General features: G+C 61.0%; 20 protein-coding genes and 1 pseudogene. 17 read left to right on the top strand and 4 right to left on the bottom strand.

Annotation, left to right across the window (positions count from 1 at the left end; all coding sequences use genetic code 11):
• Positions 1 to 17: 17 nt before the first annotated feature.
• Positions 18 to 236 (top strand): annotated as a pseudogene (locus HU739_RS20090) (helix-turn-helix domain-containing protein); the annotation flags it as partial.
• Between the two features lie 28 nt (positions 237 to 264).
• Positions 265 to 681 carry a DUF3010 family protein gene (locus HU739_RS20085; RefSeq protein ID WP_186549248.1) on the top strand — a complete coding sequence of 139 codons (417 nt, stop codon included), beginning with the start codon at positions 265 to 267 and terminating at the stop codon, positions 679 to 681.
• Between the two features lie 121 nt (positions 682 to 802).
• Here the strand turns inward: HU739_RS20085 and HU739_RS20080 are convergent, their stop codons facing one another.
• Positions 803 to 1747, bottom strand: a complete 945-nt coding sequence (locus HU739_RS20080) for a GlxA family transcriptional regulator (RefSeq protein ID WP_186549250.1) — start codon at positions 1745 to 1747, stop codon at positions 803 to 805.
• A 190-nt stretch (positions 1748 to 1937) separates the two neighbouring features.
• Between HU739_RS20080 and HU739_RS20075 the strand changes: the two genes are divergently transcribed.
• The 6 genes from HU739_RS20075 (at position 1938) to HU739_RS20050 (ending at position 7441) form a co-directional block, all read left to right on the top strand.
• A complete protein-coding gene (locus HU739_RS20075) occupies positions 1938 to 2882 on the top strand; it encodes a choline ABC transporter substrate-binding protein (protein WP_186549252.1) in 945 nt (314 codons plus the stop codon).
• 74 nt (positions 2883 to 2956) lie between these two features.
• Entirely contained in the window at positions 2957 to 3844 is an 888-nt protein-coding gene (locus HU739_RS20070; RefSeq protein ID WP_186549254.1) for a BKACE family enzyme, read from the top strand.
• A gap of 138 nt (positions 3845 to 3982) precedes the next feature.
• Positions 3983 to 4948, top strand: a complete 966-nt coding sequence (locus HU739_RS20065) for an L-carnitine dehydrogenase (protein WP_186549256.1) — start codon at positions 3983 to 3985, stop codon at positions 4946 to 4948.
• 177 nt (positions 4949 to 5125) lie between these two features.
• Positions 5126 to 5602: a thioesterase family protein gene (locus HU739_RS20060; RefSeq protein ID WP_186549258.1), complete on the top strand. Its 477-nt coding sequence runs from the start codon at positions 5126 to 5128 to the stop codon at positions 5600 to 5602.
• A gap of 25 nt (positions 5603 to 5627) precedes the next feature.
• Positions 5628 to 6791, top strand: coding sequence for a gamma-butyrobetaine dioxygenase (locus HU739_RS20055; protein ID WP_186549260.1), 1164 nt, complete (start codon positions 5628 to 5630; stop codon positions 6789 to 6791).
• A gap of 386 nt (positions 6792 to 7177) precedes the next feature.
• Positions 7178 to 7441, top strand: a complete 264-nt coding sequence (locus HU739_RS20050; protein WP_186549262.1) for a hypothetical protein — start codon at positions 7178 to 7180, stop codon at positions 7439 to 7441.
• A gap of 88 nt (positions 7442 to 7529) precedes the next feature.
• Here the strand turns inward: HU739_RS20050 and gbdR are convergent, their stop codons facing one another.
• Both gbdR and HU739_RS20040 read right to left on the bottom strand, forming a co-directional pair.
• Positions 7530 to 8633, bottom strand: coding sequence for a choline metabolism transcriptional regulator GbdR (gene gbdR, locus HU739_RS20045; protein WP_007949927.1), 1104 nt, complete (start codon positions 8631 to 8633; stop codon positions 7530 to 7532).
• 514 nt (positions 8634 to 9147) lie between these two features.
• A complete protein-coding gene (locus HU739_RS20040; protein WP_186549264.1) occupies positions 9148 to 10524 on the bottom strand; it encodes an L-serine ammonia-lyase in 1377 nt (458 codons plus the stop codon).
• 436 nt (positions 10525 to 10960) lie between these two features.
• Here HU739_RS20040 and HU739_RS20035 point away from each other — a divergent pair, with 436 nt between their 5' ends.
• From HU739_RS20035 to choV, 3 genes are all read left to right on the top strand, one after another.
• The gene (locus tag HU739_RS20035) at positions 10961 to 11908 is read left to right on the top strand and encodes a choline ABC transporter substrate-binding protein (protein WP_186549266.1); all 948 of its coding nucleotides are present in this window, start codon (positions 10961 to 10963) and stop codon (positions 11906 to 11908) included.
• A gap of 77 nt (positions 11909 to 11985) precedes the next feature.
• A complete protein-coding gene (gene choW / locus HU739_RS20030) occupies positions 11986 to 12831 on the top strand; it encodes a choline ABC transporter permease subunit (RefSeq protein ID WP_186549268.1) in 846 nt (281 codons plus the stop codon).
• Entirely contained in the window at positions 12828 to 14006 is a 1179-nt protein-coding gene (choV, locus tag HU739_RS20025; RefSeq protein WP_034153601.1) for a choline ABC transporter ATP-binding protein, read from the top strand. Before choW ends, choV begins: the two co-directional genes overlap by 4 nt.
• A 253-nt stretch (positions 14007 to 14259) precedes the next feature.
• Here the strand turns inward: choV and betT are convergent, their stop codons facing one another.
• Positions 14260 to 16257: a choline BCCT transporter BetT gene (gene betT, locus HU739_RS20020; protein WP_186549271.1), complete on the bottom strand. Its 1998-nt coding sequence runs from the start codon at positions 16255 to 16257 to the stop codon at positions 14260 to 14262.
• A 429-nt stretch (positions 16258 to 16686) separates the two neighbouring features.
• On the opposite strand from betT, the gene betI reads away from it, so the two are divergent.
• The 6 genes from betI (at position 16687) to mdtD (ending at position 25430) form a co-directional block, all read left to right on the top strand.
• Positions 16687 to 17280: a transcriptional regulator BetI gene (gene betI / locus HU739_RS20015; RefSeq protein WP_042561476.1), complete on the top strand. Its 594-nt coding sequence runs from the start codon at positions 16687 to 16689 to the stop codon at positions 17278 to 17280.
• Between the two features lie 88 nt (positions 17281 to 17368).
• Positions 17369 to 18841: a betaine-aldehyde dehydrogenase gene (gene betB / locus HU739_RS20010; protein WP_186549273.1), complete on the top strand. Its 1473-nt coding sequence runs from the start codon at positions 17369 to 17371 to the stop codon at positions 18839 to 18841.
• A gap of 209 nt (positions 18842 to 19050) precedes the next feature.
• Positions 19051 to 20754 (top strand): choline dehydrogenase, encoded by a 1704-nt coding sequence (gene betA, locus HU739_RS20005; RefSeq protein ID WP_186549275.1) that lies wholly within the window; start codon positions 19051 to 19053, stop codon positions 20752 to 20754.
• Positions 20755 to 21033: 279 nt separating this feature from the next.
• Positions 21034 to 22476, top strand: a complete 1443-nt coding sequence (locus tag HU739_RS20000; protein WP_186549277.1) for a TldD/PmbA family protein — start codon at positions 21034 to 21036, stop codon at positions 22474 to 22476.
• The gene (locus tag HU739_RS19995; RefSeq protein WP_186549279.1) at positions 22476 to 23813 is read left to right on the top strand and encodes a TldD/PmbA family protein; all 1338 of its coding nucleotides are present in this window, start codon (positions 22476 to 22478) and stop codon (positions 23811 to 23813) included. The genes HU739_RS20000 and HU739_RS19995 overlap by 1 nt, the downstream gene beginning before the upstream one ends.
• Before the next feature lie 189 nt (positions 23814 to 24002).
• Entirely contained in the window at positions 24003 to 25430 is a 1428-nt protein-coding gene (gene mdtD / locus HU739_RS19990) for a multidrug transporter subunit MdtD (protein ID WP_186549281.1), read from the top strand.
• Positions 25431 to 25615 lie beyond the last annotated feature (185 nt).

Below are 25615 nucleotides of genomic sequence, written 5' to 3'. Positions count from 1 at the left end.
ATAAAAAGGATAAATCAATGATTCCTCATGAAGTGGTCAGCCAGATGGTTGACGGCGCGACACCGATCCGTGCCTGGCGCGAACATCTCAACCTGACTCAGGAAGAAGTCGCCAAGCGCATGGGCATCTCGCAACCGGCGTTTGCCCAGCAGGAAACAGTCGCCAAGCCCCGCAAGGCCACCCGCGAGAAAATCGCCGCCGCGTTCGGCATCACAGCCAGTCAGCTCGAGCTGTAGGCTGCCCTCTTTATTCAAAGGAACTCCCATGAACATCTGCGGCATTGAAATCAAAGGCAGCGAAGCGATCATCGCTGTGGCTGCGCTCGACGGTTCGACGTTGAGTCACGTCCCTCTCGCGACAAAAAAGATTGCGCTTGAAGAGGATGACGAGGCGGCGAATGTGCGGCGGTTCGCGGCGCAGGTGGCGTCGTTTGTGCGGGAGAATTCGGTGGACCGGATTGCGATCAAGAAGCGCAGCAAGAAGGGTGAGTTTGCCGGTGGGCCGACGACGTTCAAGATTGAGGGTGTGTTTCAGTTGCTTGATGGCTGTGAGGTGACGCTGTTGTCGCCGCAGACGATCAATGCACAGGCCAAGAAGCATAATTTCGAGCTGCCGGGGACGTTGAACAAGTATCAGCATGAGGCTTACAAGGCGGCGTGTTCGGCGTTGGTGAAGAAATAACGCTGATCGCATTGTAGGAGTGAGCCTGCTCGCGATAGCGGTGGGTCAGTCCCACACATGTCAGCCGATAGACCGCTATCGCGAGCAGGCTCACTCCTACAGGGGGTTTGTGTGCATCCATTCAGGCTTGGGCGGTACGCCGGTCTTCCCGGGGGCAGCGGGCGAAGCGGGCGCGATAGCTGCGGGTGAAATACGACGGTGATTCAAAGCCGCAGGCGATGCTGACTTCGAGCACGCTCATGTCGGTCTGGCGCAACAGCTGCCGGGCTTTCTCAAGCCTTAACCGTAGATAGAAGTTGCTCGGCGTATCGTTCAGATGCAGCCGAAACAAACGCTCCAGTTGCCGCCGCGTGACCTTGATCGACTCCGCCAATTGCAGCGTGGTCAGCGGCGGTTCGCTGTGTTGCTCCATCTCGCCAATCACCTGCACCAGCTTCTTGTTGTTGATGCCGTAGCGCGTGGCGACTTCCATGCGCTGGTGGTCTTTGCGCGGGCGAATGCGCCCCAGCACAAATTGCTCGCTGACCTGAATCGCCAGTTGCGGGCCGTGGGCCTGGGCGATCAGGTCGAGCATCAAATCAATCGACGCCGTGCCACCGGCCGAGGTGATCCGCCGCCGGTCGATCTCGAACAGCTCCTGGGTCACGCTGAGCTGTGGATAAGATTCCTTGAACGCGTCAATAGCTTCCCAGTGCAGGGTCAGGCGATGCCCATCGAGCAAGCCCGCTTCGGCGAGGACGAAGCTGCCGGTGTCGATGGCGCCGAGGGTCACGCCTTCCTTGTCCAGCCGGCGCAACCACTGCTCCAGCGCCGGCGTCATGAATTTCAGCGGTTCGAACCCGGCCACCACCAGCAACGTCGCGCCTTTCTTCAGCGGCTCCAGCGCCGCGTCGGCGTTGACCGACATGCCGTTACTCGCCAGCACCGCGCCGCCATCGGCGCTGAGAACATGCCAACGATACAGCTCCCCGCGAAAACGGTTGGCTACGCGCAGCGGTTCGATCGCGGAGATAAAGCCGATGGCGGAGAACCCCGGCATCAGCAAAAAGTAGAAATCCTGGGACATGGGCGCACTCGGTTGGCGGACGCGTGGCTCGTTGATACGCCGATTGTCGGCGCCGTTCAAGCGTGCAGGTCGCTACAGTGCAAATGCCAGTCGCCGCAGTGCGCTTTCACCGGCCCGTAGCTGCGTAACTTGGCATCACCGGTGCGCAGATGCCGGAAACCACAATAATCGAACTGCCGAGGAACCCGACATGAAACGACTGATCAGCAGCTGCGTTCTTGCACTCAGCGGTACCGCTTTCTTCAGCGCCGGCGTCATGGCCGCCGAACCTGCATCGTGCAAGAACGTACGCATGGGCGTGGTCAACTGGACTGACGTGATCGCCACCAGTGCCATGACCCAGGTCCTGCTCGACGGCCTCGGCTACAGCACCAAACAGACCAGCGCCTCCCAGCAGATCATTTTCGCCGGGATTCGCGATCAGCGCCTGGACCTGTTCCTCGGCTACTGGAACCCGCTGATGACGCAGACCATCACTCCGTTCGTCGAGGCCAATCAGGTCAAAGTGCTCGATGCGCCCAGCCTGAAAGATGCGCGCGCCACCCTCGCCGTGCCGACCTATCTGGCCGACAAGGGCCTGAAAACTTTCGCCGACATCGCCAAATTCGAGAAGGAACTGGGCGGCAAGATCTACGGCATCGAGCCTGGCTCGGGCGCCAACACGCAGATCAAGGCGATGATCGCCAAGAACCAGTTCGGTCTGGGCAAATTTCAGCTCGTCGAGTCGAGCGAGGCCGGCATGCTCGCCGCCGTCGATCGCGCGGTGCGCCGCAAGGAAGCCGTGGTGTTCTTCGGCTGGGCGCCGCACCCGATGAACGTCAACGTGCAGATGACCTATCTGACCGGCAGCGAAGATGCGCTTGGCCCGAACGAAGGCATGGCCACGGTGTGGACGGTCACTGCACCGAAGTACGCCGAGCAATGCCCGAACATCGGTCGCCTGCTGAGCAACCTGACCTTCACCGCCGAATCCGAGAGCCGAATGATGCAGCCGTTGCTTGATCACAAGGATGCCTTCGAGTCGGCGAAGCAGTGGCTCAAGGATCACCCCGAAGACAAGCAGCGCTGGCTCGAAGGTGTAACGACTTTCGATGGCAAACCGGCCGCTGAAAATCTGCAACTGACCAGCAAGTAACTCACGAGAAATCGACGCTTCGCAGCCCCGCCACGGGCTGCGAACAGACCCATCACGCCTGAAGGAAACGCACCATGAACCACGACGTCATCATCACCTGCGCACTTACCGGTGCTGGCGACACGACCGCCAAAAGTCCACACGTGCCGGTCACCCCGAAACAGATCGCCGCGGCCGCCGTGGAAGCGGCCAGGGCCGGCGCCACCGTTGTGCACTGCCATGTGCGCGACCCGCAGACCGGCAAGTTCAGCCGTGACGTGGCGTTGTACCGCGAAGTGATGGAGCGCATCCGCGAAGCCGACGTCGACATCATCGTCAACCTCACCGCCGGCATGGGCGGCGACCTGGAAATCGGTGCCGGGGAGAGCCCGATGGAATTCGGCCCGAACACCGATCTGGTCGGCCCGCTGACTCGTCTGGCCCACGTGGAAGAACTGCTGCCGGAAATCTGCACCCTCGATTGCGGCACGCTGAATTTTGGCGATGGCGACACCATTTACGTCTCCACGCCAGCGCAACTGCGCGCCGGGGCCAAACGCATCACCGAGCTGGGCGTGAAGGCCGAACTGGAGATTTTCGACACCGGTCACCTGTGGTTCGCCAAGCAGTTGATCAAGGAAGGCTTGCTCGACAACCCGCTGTTCCAGCTATGCCTGGGCATCCCGTGGGGTGCGCCGGCCGACACCACCACCATGAAAGCCATGGTCGACAACCTGCCGGCCGACGCGGTGTGGGCCGGTTTCGGCATCGGCCGCATGCAGATGCCGATGGCCGCGCAAGCGGTGTTGCTGGGCGGCAACGTGCGGGTCGGCCTTGAAGACAACCTGTGGCTGGACAAAGGCGTACTGGCGACCAATGGCCAATTGGTTGAACGCGCCGCGCAAATCCTCAGCCGACTGGGTGCCCGCGTACTCACGCCCGCAGAAGGCCGCCAGAAAATGGGCCTGACCCAGCGCGGCTAATGAACACCCATTTCCCTTGTAGGAGTGAGCCTGCTCGCGATGGCGTCAGTACATCCGAAGCATCTCCAGCGGATGAACAACCGCTATCGCGAGCAGGCTCACTCCTACAGATTTCGAGCCAATTTCAGGAAATCCATCATGCGCTTTATCACTGAAATCAAAACCTTCGCCGCCCTCGGCAGCGGTGTCATCGGCAGCGGCTGGGTCGCTCGTGCCCTCGCCCATGGCCTGGATGTGGTCGCCTGGGACCCGGCGCCGGGAGCCGAAGCGGCGCTGCGCAGACGCGTCGCGAATGCCTGGGGTGCGCTGGAGAAAAACGGTCTGGCGCCGGGCGCCTCACTGGATCGCCTGCGCGTTGTCGCGACCATCGAGGAATGCGTGCGTGATGCCGATTTCATTCAGGAAAGCGCCCCGGAGCGGCTGGAGCTGAAACTGGACCTGCACAGCAAAATCAGCGCAGCGGCCAAACCTGACGCGCTGATCGGATCGAGCACCTCGGGCCTGCTGCCCAGCGAATTCTACGAGAGTTCGACACACCCGGACCGCTGCGTGGTCGGGCACCCGTTCAACCCGGTCTACCTGTTGCCGCTGGTGGAAGTGGTCGGCGGCAAGCACACCGCGCCCGAGGCGATCCAGGCGGCCATGCAAGTCTATGAATCCCTCGGCATGCGCCCCCTGCATGTGCGCAAGGAAGTGCCCGGCTTTATTGCCGACCGCTTGCTTGAGGCGCTATGGCGCGAGGCGCTGCACTTGGTCAATGACGGCGTGGCGACCACTGGCGAGATCGACGATGCGATTCGCTTTGGTGCCGGCCTGCGCTGGTCGTTCATGGGCACGTTCCTGACTTACACCCTGGCGGGCGGCGATGCCGGCATGCGCCACTTCATGTCGCAGTTCGGCCCGGCGTTGCAGTTGCCGTGGACCTATCTGCCGGCGCCGGAACTGACCGACAAGCTGATCGATGATGTGGTCGATGGCACCAGCGAGCAGTTGGGCCGGCACAGCATTTCGGCGCTGGAGCGCTATCGTGATGACTGCCTGCTGGCGGTGCTGGAGGCGGTGAAGACCACCAAGGAAAAGCATGGGATGAGTTTCAGCGAATAAATGCCGCTCCCTGTGGCGAGGGAGCTTGCTCCCGCTCGGCCGCGAAGTGGTCGTAAAACCAGCGAACGCAGTCTGACGGACGCATGCGCTCAGAGGATTTGGGACTGTTACGCAGCCCAGCGGGAGCAAGCTCCCTCGCCACAAGTGTGTTCCGCCAGCGATTTATGGAGTTCAGCCATGCCTCACCTCACCACCTACCAGACCAGAATCATCCCCGACTGGGTCGACTACAACGGCCACCTGCGCGACGCCTTCTACCTGCTGATTTTCAGCTACGCCACCGACGCCTTGATGGATCGCCTCGGCATGGACAGCAACAACCGCGAAGCCAGCGGCCATTCGCTGTTCACCCTCGAACTGCACCTCAACTACCTGCACGAAGTGAAGCTCGACACCGAGGTCGAAGTGCGTACGCAGATCATCGGTCACGACAGCAAACGCCTGCATCTCTATCACAGCCTGCACAAGGTCGGGGACGAGCAGGAACTGGCTGGCAACGAGCAAATGCTTCTGCATGTCGACCTCGCGGGACCGCGCTCGGCGCCGTTCAGCCCCGACACGCTGGATCGCCTGCAAGCTATCGTCGCCGATCAAACCGACCTGCCCGCCCCCGTTTACATCGGTCGCGTCATCGCCCTGCCACCCGCCCGGTAAATCCACCCATCGCCAAGGAGCCGCCATGAACACCGCTGCCGTTGTTGCCGATTTTCGTACTTATCCGTTGATCAGCGCGCTCGGTAGCGTGCAGACCCTGGCCGATCGCGTTGCCGTCGAATGGGCGGACGGGCGCATCAGCCCGTTCCACCATGTCTGGCTACGGGACAACTGCCCGTGCCAACAGTGCGTCTACAGCGTCACCCGCGAGCAGGTCTTCGAAATTGTCGATGCGCCCGACGATCTGCAACCGACTGCCGCGCACATCGATGCCGAGGGCTGCCTGTGCCTCGACTGGCATGACGGCCACCGTAGCCGTTTCGACCCAGGCTGGCTGCGGGCGCATGCCTATGACGATCAATCGCGCGCCGAACGCCTGGCCGGCCAACCGCAAAGCCATTTATGGCGCAGCGATTTGCAGTTGCCGGTGTTCGAGTACACGGCGTTGATGGAAGACCCGGCGGCTTTGCTGCAATGGCTGATTGCCGTGCGTGACATCGGCCTGACCCAGGTGCGCGGCGTGCCCACCGCACCCGGCTCGCTGAAACTCATCGCCCAACGCATCTCGTTCATCCGCGAAAGCAACTTCGGCGTGCTGTTCAACGTGCAATCCAAAGCCGACGCCGACAGCAATGCCTATACCGCTTTCAACCTGCCCTTGCACACGGATTTGCCGACTCGCGAGTTGCAACCGGGACTGCAGTTTTTGCATTGCCTGGTCAATGACGCCGAAGGTGGCGAAAGTATTTTCGTCGACGGTTTTGCGATTGCCGATGCGTTGCGCAGTGAAGACCCAGCCTCGTTTCAGGCGCTCTGTGAAATCCCCGTGGAATTTCGCAACAAGGACAGGCACAGCGACTACCGCTGTCTGGCGCCGATCATCGCGCTGGATGCGCTGGGCCGGGTCGCGGAGATTCGCATGGCGAACTTTCTGCGCGGCGCGTTCGATACCTCGGTAGAGCAGATGCCACGCCTGTATCGGGCCTATCGGCGGTTTATGGCGATGACGCGCGAGCCGCGGTTTCGCCTGATGCAGCGGCTCAATCCGGGCGAGCTGTGGTGCTTTGACAATCGCCGCACGTTGCATGCGCGCAATGCGTTCGATCCGGCGACCGGGGCGCGGCATTTTCAGGGCTGCTATGTCGACCGGGATGAGTTGTTGTCGCGGATTCTGGTGTTGCAACGTTAGACCGCGTCATCGTTCTTCGTCGGAACGCCGCCCGGAGTCAGGCTCGCTCCCACAGGGGAACGCATTCCAAAGTGGGGCGAGCCTGCTCGCGAAAGCGTCAGCGGGAACAACAAATCTCTGGCTGATTCACAGGCAAAAAAAACCCCGATCAAGCCGTGACAGGATCGGAGCTGAGGAGGGTACTGTCGAGGAGCTGCCCAGGCGAGGGTGACCAAACCTTCGTGAAGCGAGCTGGAGCCAGTGTGCCCACTCGCCAAGCGGCTCAGTTAGCCGAAAACGACCTGTTCATAGTCGTCATAGCCACTGCGACAAATCGCCCTTGCCGCGCCCGGCCGTGGCTACCAGAATCGATCCAAGACCTCCGTTGCCACAGAAGGATTTGCGTGATGATGTACGCCGATTTGATTGACCAGGAAGATCTGCTGGGCCAGCTCAAGGCCTTGGGCATTCAGGTGCCGAGCGGCACCACGGCCGATCAGGCCTGTGAGTGCGCTGTGCGTGGTCTGGATAATGTTCGCGCGTTTGAACTGCGCAAGATGGTCAAGGACATGTACACCAGCGGCGCCAGTATCCAGCCGGCGGTGCGCCAGGCGATCGACAAGCAATTGCTGCCGGCCCTGGCGGATTACCAACAGTCCCACCGCGCCTGATAAATCCCTTCGCGAGCAGGCTCGCTCCCACTCTGGAATGCATTCCAACCGTGGGAGCGAGCCTGCTCGCGAAGAACGATGACTCGGTCTACAGCCTTACACTGGCAAAAGTGGACTCATTGCGCGCCTGACTCAGCGCCGACATCGGCCCCGACAGCGGCGACATCACGATGGCCTGCGGCAGCGGCAGCATCGCCACTTGCTGGGTGGTGTTGGAGCCCACGCGTTCGTCACGCGGCGGGATGCCGAAGTATTCGCGGTAGCACTTGGAGAAGTGCGGCGTGGAGACGAAACCACATACCGAGGCCACTTCGATGATCGACATCGGCGTCTGCTTGAGCAGTTGCCGGGCGCGGATCAGGCGTAGCTTGAGGTAATAGCGCGACGGCGAGCAGTGCAGGTATTTCTGGAACAGCCGCTCCAGCTGGCGACGCGACACCGCGACGTAGACCGCCAGTTCGTCCAGGTCGATCGGCTCTTCCAGGTTGGCCTCCATCAGCGCGACGATTTCCTGCAACTTCGGCTGGTTGGTGCCAAGCATGTGCTTGAGCGGCACGCGCTGGTGATCCTGCTCGTTGCGGATGCGCTCGTAGACGAACATTTCCGAGATCGCCGCCGACAGTTCACGGCCGTGATCGCGGCTGATCAGGTGCAGCATCATGTCCAGCGGCGCGGTGCCGCCGGAGCTGGTGAAACGGTTGCGGTCGAGGGTGAACAGGCGTGTGCTCATCGCCACCCGCGGGAAGGCTTCCTGCATCGCCGCCAGACATTCCCAGTGCACGCTGCAATCGAAACCGTCGAGCAGACCGGCGCAGGCCAGCGCCCAACTGCCGGTGCACACCGCACCGAGACGCTTGGACTGACGCGCCTGGCTTTGCAGCCACGAGACGTGTTCACGGGTCACGGTGCGCTGGATGCCGATGCCGCCGCAGACGATCACGGTGTCCAGCGGCGGGGCTTTGTGCATGGAGGCGTCGGGAGTGATTTGCAGACCGTCACTGGCCCACACCTGACCGCCATCGACGGTGAGGGTGCTCCAGCGATACAGCTCGCGACCGGACAACTGGTTGGCCATGCGCAGTGGTTCTACTGCGGACGCCAGAGAAATCAGCGTGAAATTGTCCAGCAGCAGAAAGCCGATGGATTGAGGCGCACGGTTCTGGGGTTGGGCCCCGGAGTTGAACGACGTCATCGCGGTATCTCCTCACACAAAGCGGGTGATGGCCTCAGGCGGAGGCTCTTGTTATTGCCGGCGTACTCACGGGGAGACGGGCTTTGTTATGACAGAGCAATTGCCATGCCTAAAATTGGATGGGCGTTCAATAACTCCTGAAAACGACCTCGCGACGTGTCTATTCGAGACCTCGGAACAGGGCATTTCGAAGTGCCATCAAGCGCTGCCAGGGGCCTGCTGCGCAGTCTGTGAGCAGATCGGTAGCACTTGTGGGAACGGGCCTGCGCGCGATTCAGACAGAGTGTCACCGCAAGCACGGGCGATGGACGGTCAAGTAGCGACTCAGCAGTCACGACCGACAACGACTCTTGTCTGATTGCGACGCGCCAAAAGGTGGCGTGGCTGGTTTGTGGTGTTCGTTTGGTGAGCAGTTTTGACTGGTCTTGCCTCATCGCGAGCAGGCTCACTCCTACAGGGGAACGCATTTCAAATTGTAGGAGTGAGCCTGCTCGCGAACAGAGACAACTCGGTTTCAGCATTCAACGGCGCTGACCGCCAATCCACCCCGGGAGGTCTCTTTATATTTGTCATGCATATCCGCGCCGGTGTCGCGCATGGTGCGGATCACCCGGTCCAGCGAGATAAAGTGCTGACCGTCGCCACGCAGGGCCATTTGCGCCGCGTTGATCGCTTTCACTGCCGCGATTGCATTGCGCTCAATGCATGGCACTTGCACCAGGCCACCGACCGGGTCGCAGGTCAAACCAAGATTGTGTTCCAGGCCAATCTCCGCCGCGTTGCATAACTGCTCCGGCGTAGCCCCGAGAATCTCCGCCAGCCCCGCCGCCGCCATGGCGCAAGCCGAACCGACTTCGCCCTGGCAACCGACTTCGGCACCGGAGATCGAAGCGTTCTTCTTGCACAGAATCCCGACCGCCGCCGCGCCGAGGAAATAGTCGACGACGTTGGCGTCCGTGACCGCTTCGCTGAACTTCATAAAGTAGTGCAACACCGCCGGGATGATCCCCGCTGCGCCATTGGTCGGTGCCGTGACCATGCGCCCGCCCGCCGCGTTCTCTTCGTTGACCGCGAGGGCGAACAGGTTGACCCACTCCATCGCGCTGAGGGTTGAGCCGATCACATTGGGCTTGCCCAACTCCTGCAGGCTGCGGTGCAACTTCGCCGCGCGCCGCCGCACGTTCAAACCGCCGGGAAGGATGCCTTCGTGCTTAAGACCCTGCTCGACACAGTCCTGCATGGCCCGCCACAGCTTCATCAGCCCGGCGCGGATTTCTTCTTCGCTGCGCCAGACCTTTTCGTTGGCCATCATCAGTTCGGCGACGCGCAGATTGTTCTTCTTGCACAGGTCGAGCAGCTCGACCGCACTGGAAAAGTCGTAAGGCAATTCGGTGCGATCCAGATCGACCACGCCGCTGCTGGCTTGCGCCTCATCAACGACAAAGCCGCCGCCGACCGAATAATAGGTGTCGCGGTGCAGCTCACCGGATTCACCTTCGGCAACCAGGGTCATGGCATTGGGATGGAACGGCAGGTTTTCGTCGATCAGCCGCATGTCGCGCGCCCAGACGAACGGCACCGACAAGCGACCATCAAGTAACAGCGTGTGGGTTTCGCGCAGTGCCTGAATGCGCGGACCGATTTGCAACGGATCGATTGCGTCCGGCCATTCGCCCATCAGCCCCATGATCACCGCGTTGTCGCTGCCGTGGCCGATGCCGGTGGCCGACAGCGAACCGAACAATTGCACCTCGATGCGCCGCACCTGCTCCAACTGATGCTTGCCGCGTAGCGACTCGACGAACAATGCGGCGGCGCGCATCGGGCCGACGGTGTGGGAACTGGAGGGGCCGATGCCGATTTTGAACAGGTCGAAAACGCTGATAGCCATTGCTGCGAAGCTCCTGAAGATGCCGGTCCGGATGTGAAAAGCACCCGCTGGCGGAGCTGCTACGCTCAAGCTGCGATCCGCCGAATGCCCGCATCATCGGGCTTTTGCCGGCTCGTGCGGCGTCTGACACCGACGCACTCATGTCCACCAGCGCCGTAGTGTTTTCACCCCGCAAATGCGCCGTTTTTATGCAGTTCAGAAGATCATCGGGGGCGGAAAAAAGCTGTAAGCGACGTCACCGACACTGGAAGCGACCATCCCTGTACTGGATACGACCCTCCCTGTAGGCGTCAGATTTTCACTGGTACATGATCGGGATGACTCGATTGCAAGGCGCTGCGGTACAGCTGTCTCCAGAACGCCACCCAACCGCAACCTATAAGTGCGGTGGTCCACAGTCGGAACACTGCCAAAAAAAACACCAAGGAGTCCATCCATGAAAGGTTCCCCGTCGTTGTTGTTGGCCGCCCTGCTGAGTCTGCCGTTACTGGCGCAAGCCGCAGAACCGGCACAGTGCAGCCTCGTTAACTTCTCCGATGTCGGCTGGACCGACATCACCGCGACCACCGCCACCACCTCCGTGGTCCTCAACGCCCTCGGCTACAAGACCAAGACCACCATGATTTCTGTCCCGGTGACCTACAAGTCGCTGGCCGACGGCAAGAACATGGACGTGTTTCTCGGCAACTGGATGCCGACCATGGAGAACGACATCAAGGCCTACCGTGACGCCGGCACCGTGGAAACCGTGCGCACCAACCTCAAGGGCGCCAAATACACCTTGGCCGTGCCGCAAGCGCTGTACGACAAAGGCCTGCATGACTTCGCCGACATCGCCAAATTCAAGAAAGAACTCGACGGCAAGATCTATGGCATCGAGCCGGGCAACGACGGCAACCGCCTGATCCAGAGCATGATCGACAAGAACGCCTTTGGCCTGAAGGACGCCGGTTTCAAAGTCGTCGAATCCTCCGAGGCCGGCATGCTCTCGCAGGTCGACCGTGCACAGAAACGCGACACCGCCGTGGTCTTCCTCGGCTGGGCGCCGCACCCGATGAACAAGCGTTTCAAGATTCAATACCTGACCGGCGGCGACGATTTCTTCGGTCCCGACTTTGGTGCCGCCACCGTGGCCACCAACACCCGCAAGGGCTACGCCACCGAATGCAGCAATGTCGGTCAGTTGTTGAAAAACCTGGAGTTCACCGTCGACATGGAAAGTGAACTGATGGGCAACATCCTTGACGACAAAATGAAGCCTGACGCGGCCGCCAAGGCCTGGCTGAAAAAGAATCCACAGGTGCTCGAAACCTGGCTCGCTGGCGTGACCACCATTGACGGTAAACCTGGCCTGGAGGCCGTGAAAGCCAAGCTCGCGCCTTGATTCCAGAGGCACCGCTTATGCCGGGCAGGCGTGCCTGCCCGGGCTGTTAATTTCCTTGCATGCGGACGTTCACTACCATGCTGATTGATCAGAAAATACCTTTAGGCCAGTACATCGCGGGCTTCGTCGAATGGTTGACGCAACACGGCGCCAACACCTTCGACGCAATCGCCGTGACACTGGAAACGATGATCCACGGCGTGACGTTTGCGCTGACCTGGTTCAACCCACTGGTCTTGATTGGCCTGATCGCGCTACTCGCTCACATGATCCAGCGCAAATGGGGCCTGACTGCGTTCGTGGTCGCCTCGTTCCTGCTCATCCTCAACCTGGGGTACTGGCAGGAAACCATGGAAACCCTCGCCCAGGTGCTGTTCGCGACCCTGGTCTGCGTGTTGATTGGCGTGCCGCTGGGCATCGTCGCCGCGCACAAACCGATGTTCTACACCATGATGCGGCCGGTACTCGATCTGATGCAGACCGTACCGACCTTCGTTTACCTCATTCCTACCCTGACCCTCTTCGGGCTGGGTGTGGTGCCAGGCCTGATCTCGACGGTGGTCTTCGCCATCGCGGCGCCGATCCGCCTGACCTACCTGGGCATCCGCGATGTCCCGCAAGAACTGATGGACGCCGGCAAGGCCTTCGGCTGCTCGCGTCGCCAACTGCTCTCACGGATCGAACTGCCGCACGCCATGCCGAGCATCGCGGCCGGCATCACCCAGTGCATCATGCTGTCGCTGTCGATGGTGGTGATCGCGGCACTGGTCGGCGCCGACGGACTTGGCAAACCGGTGGTCAACGCACTGAACACTGCTGATATTGCGCTGGGCTTCGAAGCAGGCCTGGCAATCGTACTGCTGGCGATCATGCTCGACCGTATCTGCAAACAACCCGACGCTAAAGTAGGGGGTGACGCATGAGCATTATTCGCTTCGAAGACGTCGACGTAATCTTTTCCAAGGATCCACGCGAGGCGCTCAAGCTGCTCGATCAGGGCATGACCCGCAACGAGATCCTGAAGAAGACCGGTCAGATCGTCGGCGTGGAAAAAGCCACGCTGGACATCAACAAAGGCGAAATCTGCGTGCTGATGGGCCTGTCCGGCTCAGGCAAGTCGAGCCTGCTGCGCTGCATCAACGGCCTCAACACCGTGAGCCGCGGCAAGCTGTTCGTCGAGCATGAAAACCGCCAGATCGACATCGCTTCCTGCACCCCGGCCGAGCTGAAAATGATGCGCACCAAGCGCATTGCCATGGTGTTCCAGAAGTTTGCCCTGATGCCTTGGCTGACGGTGCGCGAGAACATCAGTTTCGGCCTGGAAATGCAGGGCCGACCGGAGAAGGAACGCAAGAAACTGGTCGATGAAAAACTCGAACTGGTCGGCCTCACGCAATGGCGCAACAAGAAGCCCGACGAACTCTCCGGCGGCATGCAGCAGCGCGTCGGCCTCGCCCGCGCGCTGGCGATGGACGCCGATATTCTGCTGATGGACGAACCGTTCTCGGCCCTCGACCCGCTGATTCGCCAAGGCCTGCAGGACGAGCTGCTGGAGCTGCAGCGCAAGCTGAGCAAGACCATCGTATTTGTAAGCCACGACCTCGACGAGGCGCTCAAATTGGGTAGCCGCATCGCGATCATGAAAGACGGCCGGATCATCCAGTACAGCGTGCCGGAAGAAATCGTGCTCAACCCGGCGGACGACTATGTACGCACCTTCGTCGCCCACACCAACCCGCTCAACGTGCTCTGCGGCCGCAGCCTGATGCGCACGCTGGACAAGTGCAAACGCATCAACGGCTCGGTGTGCCTCGATCCGGGCGGCGATTCGTGGCTGGACCTGGCCGAAGGCAACACCATCAAAGGCGCGCGGCAGAACGGTTCGGTGCTGAACCTGCAGAACTGGGCACCGGGCCAGGCGGTGGAAGGCCTGGAACGCAAGCCGACGCTGGTGGACTCGAACATCGGCATGCGTGACGCACTGCAGATCCGTTATCAGACCGGCAACAAGCTGGTGCTGCACGATGACAATCATGTGGTCGGGATTTTGGGGGACAGCGAGTTGTATCATGCGTTGTTGGGCAAGAATCTGGGGTAGGAATCCCAGACACAAAAACGCCGCGAGACTCTCGCGGCGTTTTTGTTAGTGCAGATATCTAGCTGTAAACAAAGAACCTGTGGCGAGGGGATTTATCCCCGATGGGTCGCGAAGCGGCCCCAAGTCGTCAATCGCGGTAATTCAATAAAACCGCGTTTGACGGTTTCAGGACTGCTTCGCAGCCCAACGGGGATAAATCCCCTCGCCACAATGGTTCAGCGGTGCAGCTGACTGCATCGCTGAATCTCAAGGTTTAGCTATACACCCGCCCAAGAAGCTGCCGATGGCTCTCGAACTGATCCAGCACATCCCGGGTGATCTGCTCCGGGGTGAAGCCCATCAAGTCGTAATCCTGACTGCCATTGTGCAAATACACCTCGGCCCGGTAATAACGCTGACGAGCCTCATCCGATTGCGCCGATTCGGTCGGGGTCGCCAGATAGCCCTCCAGGCTCACTTCGTAAACGAAAGGGTTGCCCTCTTCCATCTCGACCCGCACGCCCATGCAGCGCTTGGCTTTGCCCAACAGCGTCTGCACTTCAATCCCCTGATTGCGCAATTGCGCGGCTGCATCTTCCAGTGCCGGGGTCACATGTTTGTCCATAAAGCGCTGCACCACCGATTGGCTCGGCTGCAGATCCAGCTGCGTCAAACGCTCGCTGAATCCGCGACGTCCGCGCTCGGCCAGTTGCGCTTGCTCCTGTTCAATCTGCACGTCCTGGCGCATCGCCTTGTGCAAGCCGAACATGAAGCAGATCAGCACCACCGAGAACGGCAGACCGGCCAGCACCACCATGGTCTGCATGGCTTCGAAATTACCGGCAAACAACAGGCCGATGGTCACCAGCGTAATCACCACCGACCAGAATATCCGCAGCCAGTGCGGCGCGTCTTCATCGACGTTGCCGCCCTTGCACGACAGATTCGCCATCATCACCGCGCCGGAGTCGGCCGGTGTCAGGAACAGCACGAAGCCGACGAAGATCGACACACCAATGACAATCTTCGACGCCGGGTAATGCTCCAGCAATTGATAGATCGCCATCGACGGCTGTTCCAGCGCCGTCTTGCCCAGCTCCACCGCGCCCTGGTTCATCACCAGATCCAGCGCCGAGTTACCGAAGATCGACAGCCAGGCCAAGGTGAAACCCAGTGGAATCAGCAGCACGCCCGCGACCAGCTCACGCACGCTGCGGCCACGGGAAATCCGCGCGATGAACATGCCCACGAACGGCGCCCAGGAAATCCACCACGCCCAATAGAACAGAGTCCACAGACCCAGCCAGCGATCAGACTTGGCGTTGTCGCCTTCATAGACGTACAGGTCGAACGTCTTCAGCACCACGCCGTTGAGGTAGTCGCCGATGTTCTGCACGAAGCCGTTGAGCAAGTGCAGGGTCGGGCCGAACAGCAGAACGAAGATCAGCAGACCGCTGAACAGCACGATGTTCAGGTTGGACAGACGACGAATACCGTTTTCCACGCCCGACACGGCAGCGATGGTCGCCACGGTGCTCATGACGATGATCACGATCAGCAGGTTGGTGTTGCTGTGTTCCATGCCGAACAGGTTTTCCAGCCCGGACGACACTTGCAGCGAGCCAATGCCCAGGTTGGTCACCAGCCCCAGCAGGGTCACGAACATGCCGAAGCCGTCGACCGCATGACCGGCCGCGCCTTTGACCCAACGCTCGCCAACCAGCGGATACAGCGCCGAACGCAGCGCCAATGGCTGGTTGTGCCGATAAGCAAAGTACGCCACGGCGAGACCGACCAGTGCGTAGATCGCCCAACCGTGCAGGCCCCAATGCAGGAACGTCAGCTGAACCGCCTGACGCGCGGCCATGTGGGTGGCCGACGTGCCTTCTGGCGGATTGAAATAGTGATCCAGCGGCTCGGAGGCGCCGAAGTACAGCAGCGAAATACCGATGCCCGACGAGAACAGCATCCCCGCCCAGGCGCCGTAACTGAAATCCGGGGTGTCGTCCTTGCTGCCCAGTTTGAGTTTGCCGTACGAGGAAAACGCCAGACCGACCACAAACACCAGGTAGGCCGCGATCACCACCATGTAGTACCAGCCGAAGCTGCGCGACAACCAGGCCTGGGCCATCCCCAACATTCTGCCGGCCTCTTGCGGGGCGATGATCAGAATGGCGGTCAACAACAGAATCAGCGCGGTCGAGGTGTAGAACACCCAACCGTTGACCGTCACCTTCTCGGGCGGGGTCTTTATTAGCGAGGCAGAACTCATGGCACAAATGCTCCAGGCAGTGCGAGAGAAGAACACAAGGCAACACGGGACCCGATCAATCGGTTAGTTGGCAGCCGACCGGCGGGTGATATAAAGACACTCCGAAAAAAGCCCGAACCTGCCGAAATGGCGTTGCGTATTCGCTTTCGTGGCCAGCGATGCCGGACGTTCATCCGAAACCTGGCCCCGAGCGTCTTGCCCTTTCAACACGTCCATCGAATCGCGAACCGCGCCATGCTCCACGCAGGTTTCGAGCCGTTTCAGGTGTCGGTTTTTATCGTCATCACGCGTAGGAAAAATCTGTAGGCAGCGACGAATTGTCGCAGATCTTATTCTTTGTTGATTGAACGTTCAATCAAAACAAAATAGACTGGCCCTCAATCCGATCGGCGTCATTCGCCCCTCGGAAGGCCTAAGGAGATGTGCAAGATGCCCAAGGTCGGTATGCAACCCATCCGCCGCCAACAACTGATCGAAGCCACATTGCAGGCGGTCGATCAGGTCGGAATGGGGGACGCCAGCATTGCGCTGATCGCCCGTCTGGCCGGTGTCTCGAATGGCATCATCAGTCATTACTTTCAGGACAAGAACGGCCTGATCGCCGCCACGATGCGGTACCTGATGACCGCCCTCAGCGAGAGCGTCACCGCGCGCCGTCAGGCGCTGGCAGATGACAGCCCACGGGCGCATCTGCAGGTGATCATCGAAGGCAACTTCGACGCCAGCCAGGTCAATGGCCCGGCAATGAAAACCTGGCTGGCCTTCTGGGCCACCAGCATGCACCAGCCGTCTTTGCACAGGTTGCAGCGGATCAACGATCACCGTCTGTATTCCAACCTGTGCTGCCAGTTCCGCCGTGTGCTGCCGCTCGAAGATGCGCGCAGCGCCGCCCGAGGCCTGGCAGCGTTGATTGACGGCTTGTGGTTGCGCGGCGCGCTGTCGGGAGACGCTTTCGACACGGCGCAGGCGCAACAGATCGCTTACGAATACATGGATTTCCAATTGGCCAAGCAGGTGAGCTAGAGCACACAGAAAACGCTCAGCCCCTGAACTCCACCGCAGCGTGATCGCGGTGGGCAACGCCAACCACCAATGCACTTGCGAGGACACTATGGCCCGTTTCGAACTGCAAAAACTCTACATCGATGGCGCGTACACCGACGCTGGCAGCGATGCCACCTTCGAAGCCATCAACCCGGCGAACGGTGAGGTCCTCGCGCTGGTGCAACGTGCAACCAAGGAAGACGTCGAGCGCGCCGTGGTCAGCGCCGAAAAGGGCCAGAAAATCTGGGCCGCGATGACCGCCATGGAGCGTTCGCGCATCCTGCGTCGCGCCGTCGACATCCTGCGCGAGCGCAACGATGAGCTGGCCGCGCTGGAAACCCTGGACACCGGCAAATCCTTCTCCGAAACCAAGTACGTCGACATCGTCACCGGCGCCGACGTGCTGGAATACTACGCAGGCCTGGTGCCCGCCATCGAAGGCGAGCAGATCCCGCTGCGTGACACCTCTTTCGTTTACACCCGTCGCGAGCCACTGGGCGTGGTTGCCGGTATCGGCGCGTGGAACTACCCGATCCAGATCGCCCTGTGGAAATCCGCACCGGCGCTGGCCGCCGGTAACGCGATGATCTTCAAGCCAAGCGAAGTCACCTCGCTGACCACCCTCAAACTGGCGGAAATCTACACCGAAGCCGGCGTGCCGAACGGCGTGTTCAACGTGCTGACCGGCAGCGGCCGTGAAGTCGGCACATGGCTGACCGAGCACCCGCGCATTGAGAAAATTTCCTTCACCGGCGGCACCGACACCGGCAAGAAAGTCATGGCCAGCGCCTCGGCCTCGTCGCTCAAAGACGTGACCATGGAACTGGGCGGCAAGTCGCCGCTGATCATCTGCGACGACGCCGACCTCGATCGCGCCGCCGACACCGCGATGATGGCCAACTTCTACAGCTCCGGTCAGGTCTGCACCAACGGCACCCGTGTATTCGTCCCGGCGCACCTGAAAGCCGCGTTCGAAGCCAAGATCGTTGAGCGCGTTGCACGCATCCGCGTCGGCAACCCGGAAGACGAAAACACCAACTTCGGCCCGCTGGTCAGCTTCGCCCACATGGAAAGCGTGCTGTCCTACATCGAAAAAGGCAAGGAAGAAGGTGCCCGCGTACTGTGCGGCGGCGGTCGTCTGACCGACGGCGAATTCGCCAAAGGCGCGTTCGTTGCGCCAACCGTGTTCACCGATTGCACCGACGAGATGACCATCGTGCGCGAAGAAATCTTCGGCCCGGTCATGGCGATCCTCTCCTACGAAACCGAAGAAGAAGTGATCCGCCGCGCCAACGACACCGACTTCGGCCTGGCCGCCGGTATCGTCACCAAAGACCTGAACCGCGCGCACCGCGTGATTCATCAACTGGAAGCCGGTATCTGCTGGATCAACGCCTGGGGCGAGTCCGACGCGAAAATGCCGGTCGGCGGCTACAAGCAGTCGGGCGTGGGCCGTGAAAACGGAATCAGCTCGCTGAACAACTTCACCCGCATCAAATCGGTACAGGTCGAGCTGGGCGATTACGTCTCGGTGTTCTGATCTGACCCAGAGTCCGGGTGGGGCCCTTGTGGCGAGGGGATTCATCCCCGTTGGGCTGCGAAGCAGCCCCCTCACCCAGACACTGCAATTCTCCAGACAGAACCCAGTCGCTGACTCTGCGACTGCTGCGCAGCCGAACGGGGATAAATCCCCTCGCCACAGGTGCGCGGTCACAGTTGACCTGACCAACTTCAAAGAGGGTGCATTCAATGTCCCAAGAATTCGATTACATCATCATCGGTGCCGGCTCGGCCGGTAACACCCTGGCGACCCGTCTGACTGAAGACGAAGGCGTCACCGTTCTGCTGCTCGAAGCCGGTGGCCCGGACCATCGCCTCGACTTCCGCACGCAAATGCCGGCCGCGCTGGCCTTCCCGCTGCAGGGTCGTCGCTACAACTGGGCTTACGAAACCGATCCAGAACCACACATGGACGGTCGTCGCATGGAGTGCGGTCGCGGCAAGGGCCTCGGCGGTTCTTCGCTGATCAACGGCATGTGCTACATCCGCGGCAACGCCATGGACTACGACGGCTGGGCGAAACTGCCGGGCCTGGAAGACTGGTCCTACCTCGACTGCCTGCCGTACTTCCGCAAAGCCGAAACCCGTGACATCGGCCCGAACGATTACCACGGTGGCGATGGCCCGGTCAGCGTGACCACGCCGAAAGCCGGCAATAATCCGCTGTTCCACGCCATGGTTGAAGCCGGCGTGCAAGCCGGCTATCCGCGCACCGAAGACTTGAACGGCTACCAGCAGGAAGGCTTCGGCCCGATGGACCGCACCGTGACGCCGAATGGCCGTCGTGCTTCCACCGCGCGTGGCTACCTCGACATCGCCAAGAAGCGCTCGACCCTGACCATCGTCACCCACGCCCTGACCGACAAGATCCTGTTTGAAGGCAAGCGTGCGGTCGGCGTGCGTTACCTGATTGGCGACGCTGAAGAGCGCGTTGAAGCCAAGGCGCGCAAGGAAGTCCTGCTGTGCTCCGGCGCCATCGCCTCGCCGCAAATTCTGCAGCGCTCCGGTGTCGGCCCGGCGAAACTGCTCGAAAGTCTCGACATCCCGGTGGTTCACGACCTGCCGGGCGTGGGCGAAAACCTGCAGGATCACCTTGAGCTGTACCTGCAATACGCCTGCACCCAACCGGTCTCGCTGTACCCGTCGCTGCTCTGGTACAACCAGCCGGCGATCGGTGCCGAGTGGCTGTTCAACGGTACCGGCATCGGCGCCAGCAACCAGTTCGAGGCCGGCGGTTTCATCCGTTCGCGTCCGGAATTCGAATGGCCGAACATCCAGTACCACTTCCTGCCGGTGGCGATTAACTACAACGGCAGCAACGGTGTGAAAGAACATGGTTTCCAGGCGCACATGGGTTCCATGCGTTCGCCGAGCCGTGGTCGCATCCAGGTCAAATCCAAGGATCCACGCCAGCACCCGAGCATCCTGTTCAACTACATGGCCACCGAGCAGGACTGGCAGGAATTCCGCGACGGCATCCGCCTGACCCGGGAAATCATGCAACAGCCGGCACTGGACGCTTTCCGTGGCCGCGAAATCAGCCCGGGCATTGAAGTGCAAACCGATGAGCAGCTCGACAAGTTCATCCGCGAGCACGCTGAAACCGCGTTCCACCCGTCCTGCTCGTGCAAGATGGGCACCGACGAGATGGCCGTTGTCGATGGCGAAGGTCGTGTGCATGGCATGCAGAACCTGCGCGTGGTCGATGCCTCGATCATGCCGATCATCACCACCGGCAACCTCAACGCACCGACGATCATGATGGCCGAGAAAATCGCCGACAAGATCCGCGGCCGCAAGCCACTGCCGCGCAGCAATGCGGCTTACTACGTGGCGAATGGTGCGCCGGTGAAGGGCAAACCGATGCGTGATATCACCCCGGTTACTCAGTAATCCAATTACACTGCATCAAGGCTGATCGCGAGCAGGCTCACTCCTACAAGGATCTCCAGTGAACACAAACTCTGTGGACACTGATGATTAACTGTAGGAGTGAGCCTGCTCGCGATGAGGCCCTGCCATTCAGCACAAATCCCTCTGTTTCAAGTAAATCCCCCTACACCCCCTCTCCACTTGATCCTACCCCCACGCAGGCCTACTCTAGACCTCGCGCAGCCGTTTCACCCCGCCCCGCCGTCGCTCTACCGCTTCCCCCTACAAGGAGGTTCCCGAATGTTCGATTTCCACCCCCAGCTCAAGCAGCGCTTCGCTGCCTTGCGCACGGGCGCTGAATTCTTTTCCCTGCGCTATGTGCGCGAATCCGGGCAGTACCTGTCGGTGCGCAAGAATGTCGCCGAACCGCCGAGCCTGAGCCGGGACGAAGGGGCGATGCTCACCGTGCGCGTCAATGGCGTCGAAGCCTACGCCGCGACCAACGACCTGTCGCAGCAAGGCCTGCAAGCGGCCCTCGAACGCGCCGAACAGCAGGCACGCCGGCTCAAGCCGCATGCCCTGCTCGACCTGCGCGAGCAACCGGTCTCAAGCGACCGCGCGGATTATTTTTCACCCAACCTGGAACAGCCCTTCCCGTCCCTGAGCGAATGTTTCGAACTGCTCGGTGCGGAGTCCGCCTCGGTGCCCAAGGATGAGCGCTTGGTGAACTGGCAGGTAAGCATTGGCATTACCCATGTCGAGCAGATTTATTTGAGCAGCGCCGGCGCCGAATTGCGTCAGGCCCAGCGCTTCGTCTACCCGAGCCTCGACGTCACCGCCTACGACGGCAACGACAGCCAGACCCGCAGCCTGGGCCGTGAAAACTTCGGCCAACAGGGCGGCGCCGACGTGATCAGCCGCTGCGGCCTGGTGGGCGCCGGCCCACAAGTCGCCGATCAGGCGCTGCAATTGTTGCTCGCCCCCAATACCCCGCAAGGCCCGCGCGATCTGTTGTTGATGCCGGACCAGATGATGTTGCAGATCCACGAGTCCATCGGCCATCCGCTGGAGCTCGACCGGATTTTGGGCGACGAGCGCAATTACGCCGGCACCAGTTTCGTCAAGACCAGCGATTTCGGCAGCCTGCAATACGGCTCAAACCTGCTTAACGTAACTTTCGATCCGGGCATTCCTGAAGAACTCGCCAGCTACGGCCATGACGACGACGGCACTGCGGCGAGCAAACAATTCCTGATTCGCGATGGCCTGCTGCTGCGCCCATTGGGCGGGGCGCTGTCGCAGTATCGCGCCGGCCTCGACGGCGTTGCCAACAGCCGCGCCTGCGGCTGGAACCGGCCGCCGATCGACCGCATGGCCAACCTCAATATCGAGCCGGGCGATCAGACGCTGGAGCAGATGATTGGCGGTATCGAACACGGCATTCTGATGAGCACCAACCGTTCGTGGTCGATCGACGATGCGCGCAACAAATTCCAGTTCGGCTGCGAATGGGGCCAGTTGATCGAGAAGGGTGAACTTAAAGGCGTGGTGAAAAATCCCAACTACCGGGCAATTTCCGCGCACTTCTGGAAAAGCCTGCGCGCGGTCGGCGACGCCAACACCGTCAAGGTGCTCGGCACACCGAACTGCGGCAAGGGCGAACCGAACCAGGTGATTCGCGTCGGCCATGCTTCGCCGGCCTGCGTATTCAGCAACATTGATGTGTTTGGGGGAGACGCCTGATGAACATTTCCAAGCGTCAGTCCGACGCCTTCAAGGTCATGGTCGACTGGCTGCGCGACAGTGTGCGCGAGCCGGAACAATTCACGCTCAGCTACGCCGCCGAAGCCTCGGCGTTCGTGCGCTTCAATCACGCCAAGGTGCGCCAGGCCGGGCAGGTGCAGCAGGCCAATGTCGGCTTGAAACTGATCAACGACGGTCGTCACGCCGATTTGCAGATCACCTTGTCCGGGGACCAGGAAGCCGATCTGCAGCGTCTTGCCGAAGGCCTGCAACAATTGCGCGAAACCCTGCCATTGCTGCCGCAGGATCCGTATCTGCTGCTCAATCACAACGGCTGGCAGAGCACGCATGTACAAGCACATCCGCTGCCGGACACAGAAGATGTCGTGGCCCAAATCTGCGCGGCCGCTGAAGGTCTGGATTTGGTCGGTTTTTACGCGGCCGGCCCGATCAGCCGGGGTTTCGCCAGTTCGGCGGGTGCGTTTGGCTGGCATGAGGCCAACAGTTTCAATTTCGACTTCAGTCTGTTTCACGAAAACGGCGAAGCGGTAAAAGCCAGCTACGCCGGCCACGACTGGAGCGACGAAGGTTTCGCCAGGCGTTTCGCTCAGGCACGCGAGCAACTGGAGTTTCTTGGTCGACCGTTGCGCACGTTGGCGCCAGGACAATACCGCGCCTATCTGGCACCGGCAGCGCTGGAAGAAATCATGGGCATGCTCAGCTGGGGCGGCTTCTCGGCGCAGTCGATCGCCAGCAAGAGCAGTCCGTTGCAGAAACTGTATGTCGGTGATCACGCGTTCAGCCCGTTGGTGTCGCTGGATGAAAAGGTCAGTGAATCGCTAAGCCCGGCGTTTTCCGCCGAAGGTTATCCGCGCAGCGATCTGCGGCTGATCATCGAAGGCCAGGCCGGCGATCAACTGGTCGGTTCGCGCAGTGCAGCCGAATACGGTTTGGCGGCCAACGGCGCGGGCGGCGGCGAAATGCCCAGTGCGTTGAACATGGCGGCCGGTGATCTGTCGCAAGAACAGATACTGAAAGAGCTGGGCACCGGGCTGTACATCAGCAATCTGTGGTACCTGAACTACTCGGATCAACCGGCGGCGCGCATGACCGGCATGACCCGCTTCGCGACCTTCTGGGTCGAGAACGGCGAGATCCAGGCGCCGGTCAGCACCATGCGTTTCGACGATAGCGCCTACAGCCTGCTCGGTTCGCAGCTTGAGGCGCTGACCACGGAGCGCGAATTGCTGCTGTCGGCGAGCACCTACAGCCAGCGCAATACTTCGTCATCGCTGTTGCCGGGGGCGCTGATCAGCCGGTTGACCCTAACGCTGTAAAACAAAGATCCCCGGCACACAGGGATCAACTGTTGGAATAGAAACTGTGGCGAGGGGATTTATCCCCGATGGACTGCGCAGCAGTCCCGCTTTTTTGGGGCCGCTGCGCGACCCAGCGGGGATAAATCCCCTCGCCACAGGGTTTCATGTTTGAACAAAAATCTGGATTAACCACCCATCAGAGGTTCCATGCCCAACCGCCCGCCTCTCGACGCCATCACCGCCCGCTGGTTGCCGTGGGTGGTGGCCATTGCGTTTTTCATGCAGTCCCTCGACGGGACGATTCTCAACACCGCGCTGCCGGCCATGGCCAGCGATCTGGCCGAAGACCCGTTGCGCATGCAGGGCGTGATCATTGCCTACATGCTCACCGTGGCTCTGTTGATCCCGGCCTCAGGCTGGATAGCCGACCGCTTCGGCACCAAGAAAATCTTCTTCGGCGCAATTCTGCTGTTCAGCTTCGGCTCGCTGCTGTGCGCCTTGTCCAGCAGCCTGAGCATGCTGATCGGTGCACGGGTGATTCAGGGCCTCGGCGGTGCGCTGATGTTGCCGGTCGGGCGGTTGGTGGTATTGCGCGCCTATCCGCGCTCGGAACTGGTGCGGATCATGGGTTTCATCACCATCCCCGGCCTCCTCGGCCCACTGATCGGTCCGACCATGGGCGGCTGGATGGTCGAATACCTGACGTGGCACTGGATCTTCCTGATCAATCTGCCGGTCGGGGTGATTGGTTGTTATGCGGTGTGGAAATTCATTCCCGACCTGCGCGGCACTGAGCGCACACGCTTCGATAGCCTGGGCTTTCTGCTGTTCGGTGCGGCGATGATCTTGATCACCATCGCCATGGAAGGCCTCGGCGAACTGCACTTGCCGCACCTGCGGGTGATGTTGCTGCTGTTCGCCGGCATGGCCTGTCTGGCGGCGTACTGGTTGCGCGCCGGGCATATCGAGAATCCGCTGTTCGCGCCGTCGCTGTTCAAGACCCGCACCTTTGCCGTCGGCATTCTCGGCAACCTGTTCGCGCGTCTGGGCAGCGGCGCCCTGCCGTTTCTGGTGCCGTTGCTGCTGCAAGTGGCCTTGGGCTATTCGCCGTCCCAGGCCGGCATGAGCATGTTGCCGCTGGCCGCTGCGGCGATGGTTGCCAAGTGGGTCGCACGACCGCTGATCGAACGCCTCGGCTACCGCATCGTGCTCACCGGCAACACCCTGGCACTGGGGATCATGCTGGCGAGCATGGGTCTGGTCAGCGAACAGACGCCGTACTGGCTGCTGTTGTGCCTGCTGGCGGTGCTGGGGGCAATCAACTCGCTGCAATTCACGGCGATGAACACCGTGACGCTGATCGACCTCGACGATGCCAGCGCCAGCAGCGGCAACAGCTTGCTGTCGGTGGTGGCGCAGTTGTCGCTGAGCCTCGGCGTGGCGTGTGCCGGTGCGCTGCTCGGCGGCTTCACCGCCAAGGTCGGCAACGATGGCGTGGAAACCGTACTCGGCGCGTTCCAGCTGACCTTTGTCACAGTCGGCATCATGGCCATGCTCGCCGCGACGATTTTCTCGCAGCTGTCGAAGGAAGACGGCCGCCGCGCCAAGCGTCCTGAAGAGCACATCGAGCACTGATTCTGCCAAAGGACTTCTGGAGCTGGTGAAGGACTACTGTGGCGAGGGGATTTATCTGTGGCGAGGGGATTCATCCCCGTTGGGGTGCGTAGCGCCCCTCTGCTTCTGCTGTCGCCTTGGCCAGTCAGGCTGATCGCATTCATCTTTTTTGGGGGGTGCTACGCACCCCAGCGGGGATAAATCCC

It is taken from the genome of Pseudomonas hamedanensis (assembly GCF_014268595.2).
Classification (GTDB): domain Bacteria; phylum Pseudomonadota; class Gammaproteobacteria; order Pseudomonadales; family Pseudomonadaceae; genus Aquipseudomonas; species Aquipseudomonas hamedanensis.
This window is presented reverse-complemented; position numbering and strand designations above follow the sequence as displayed.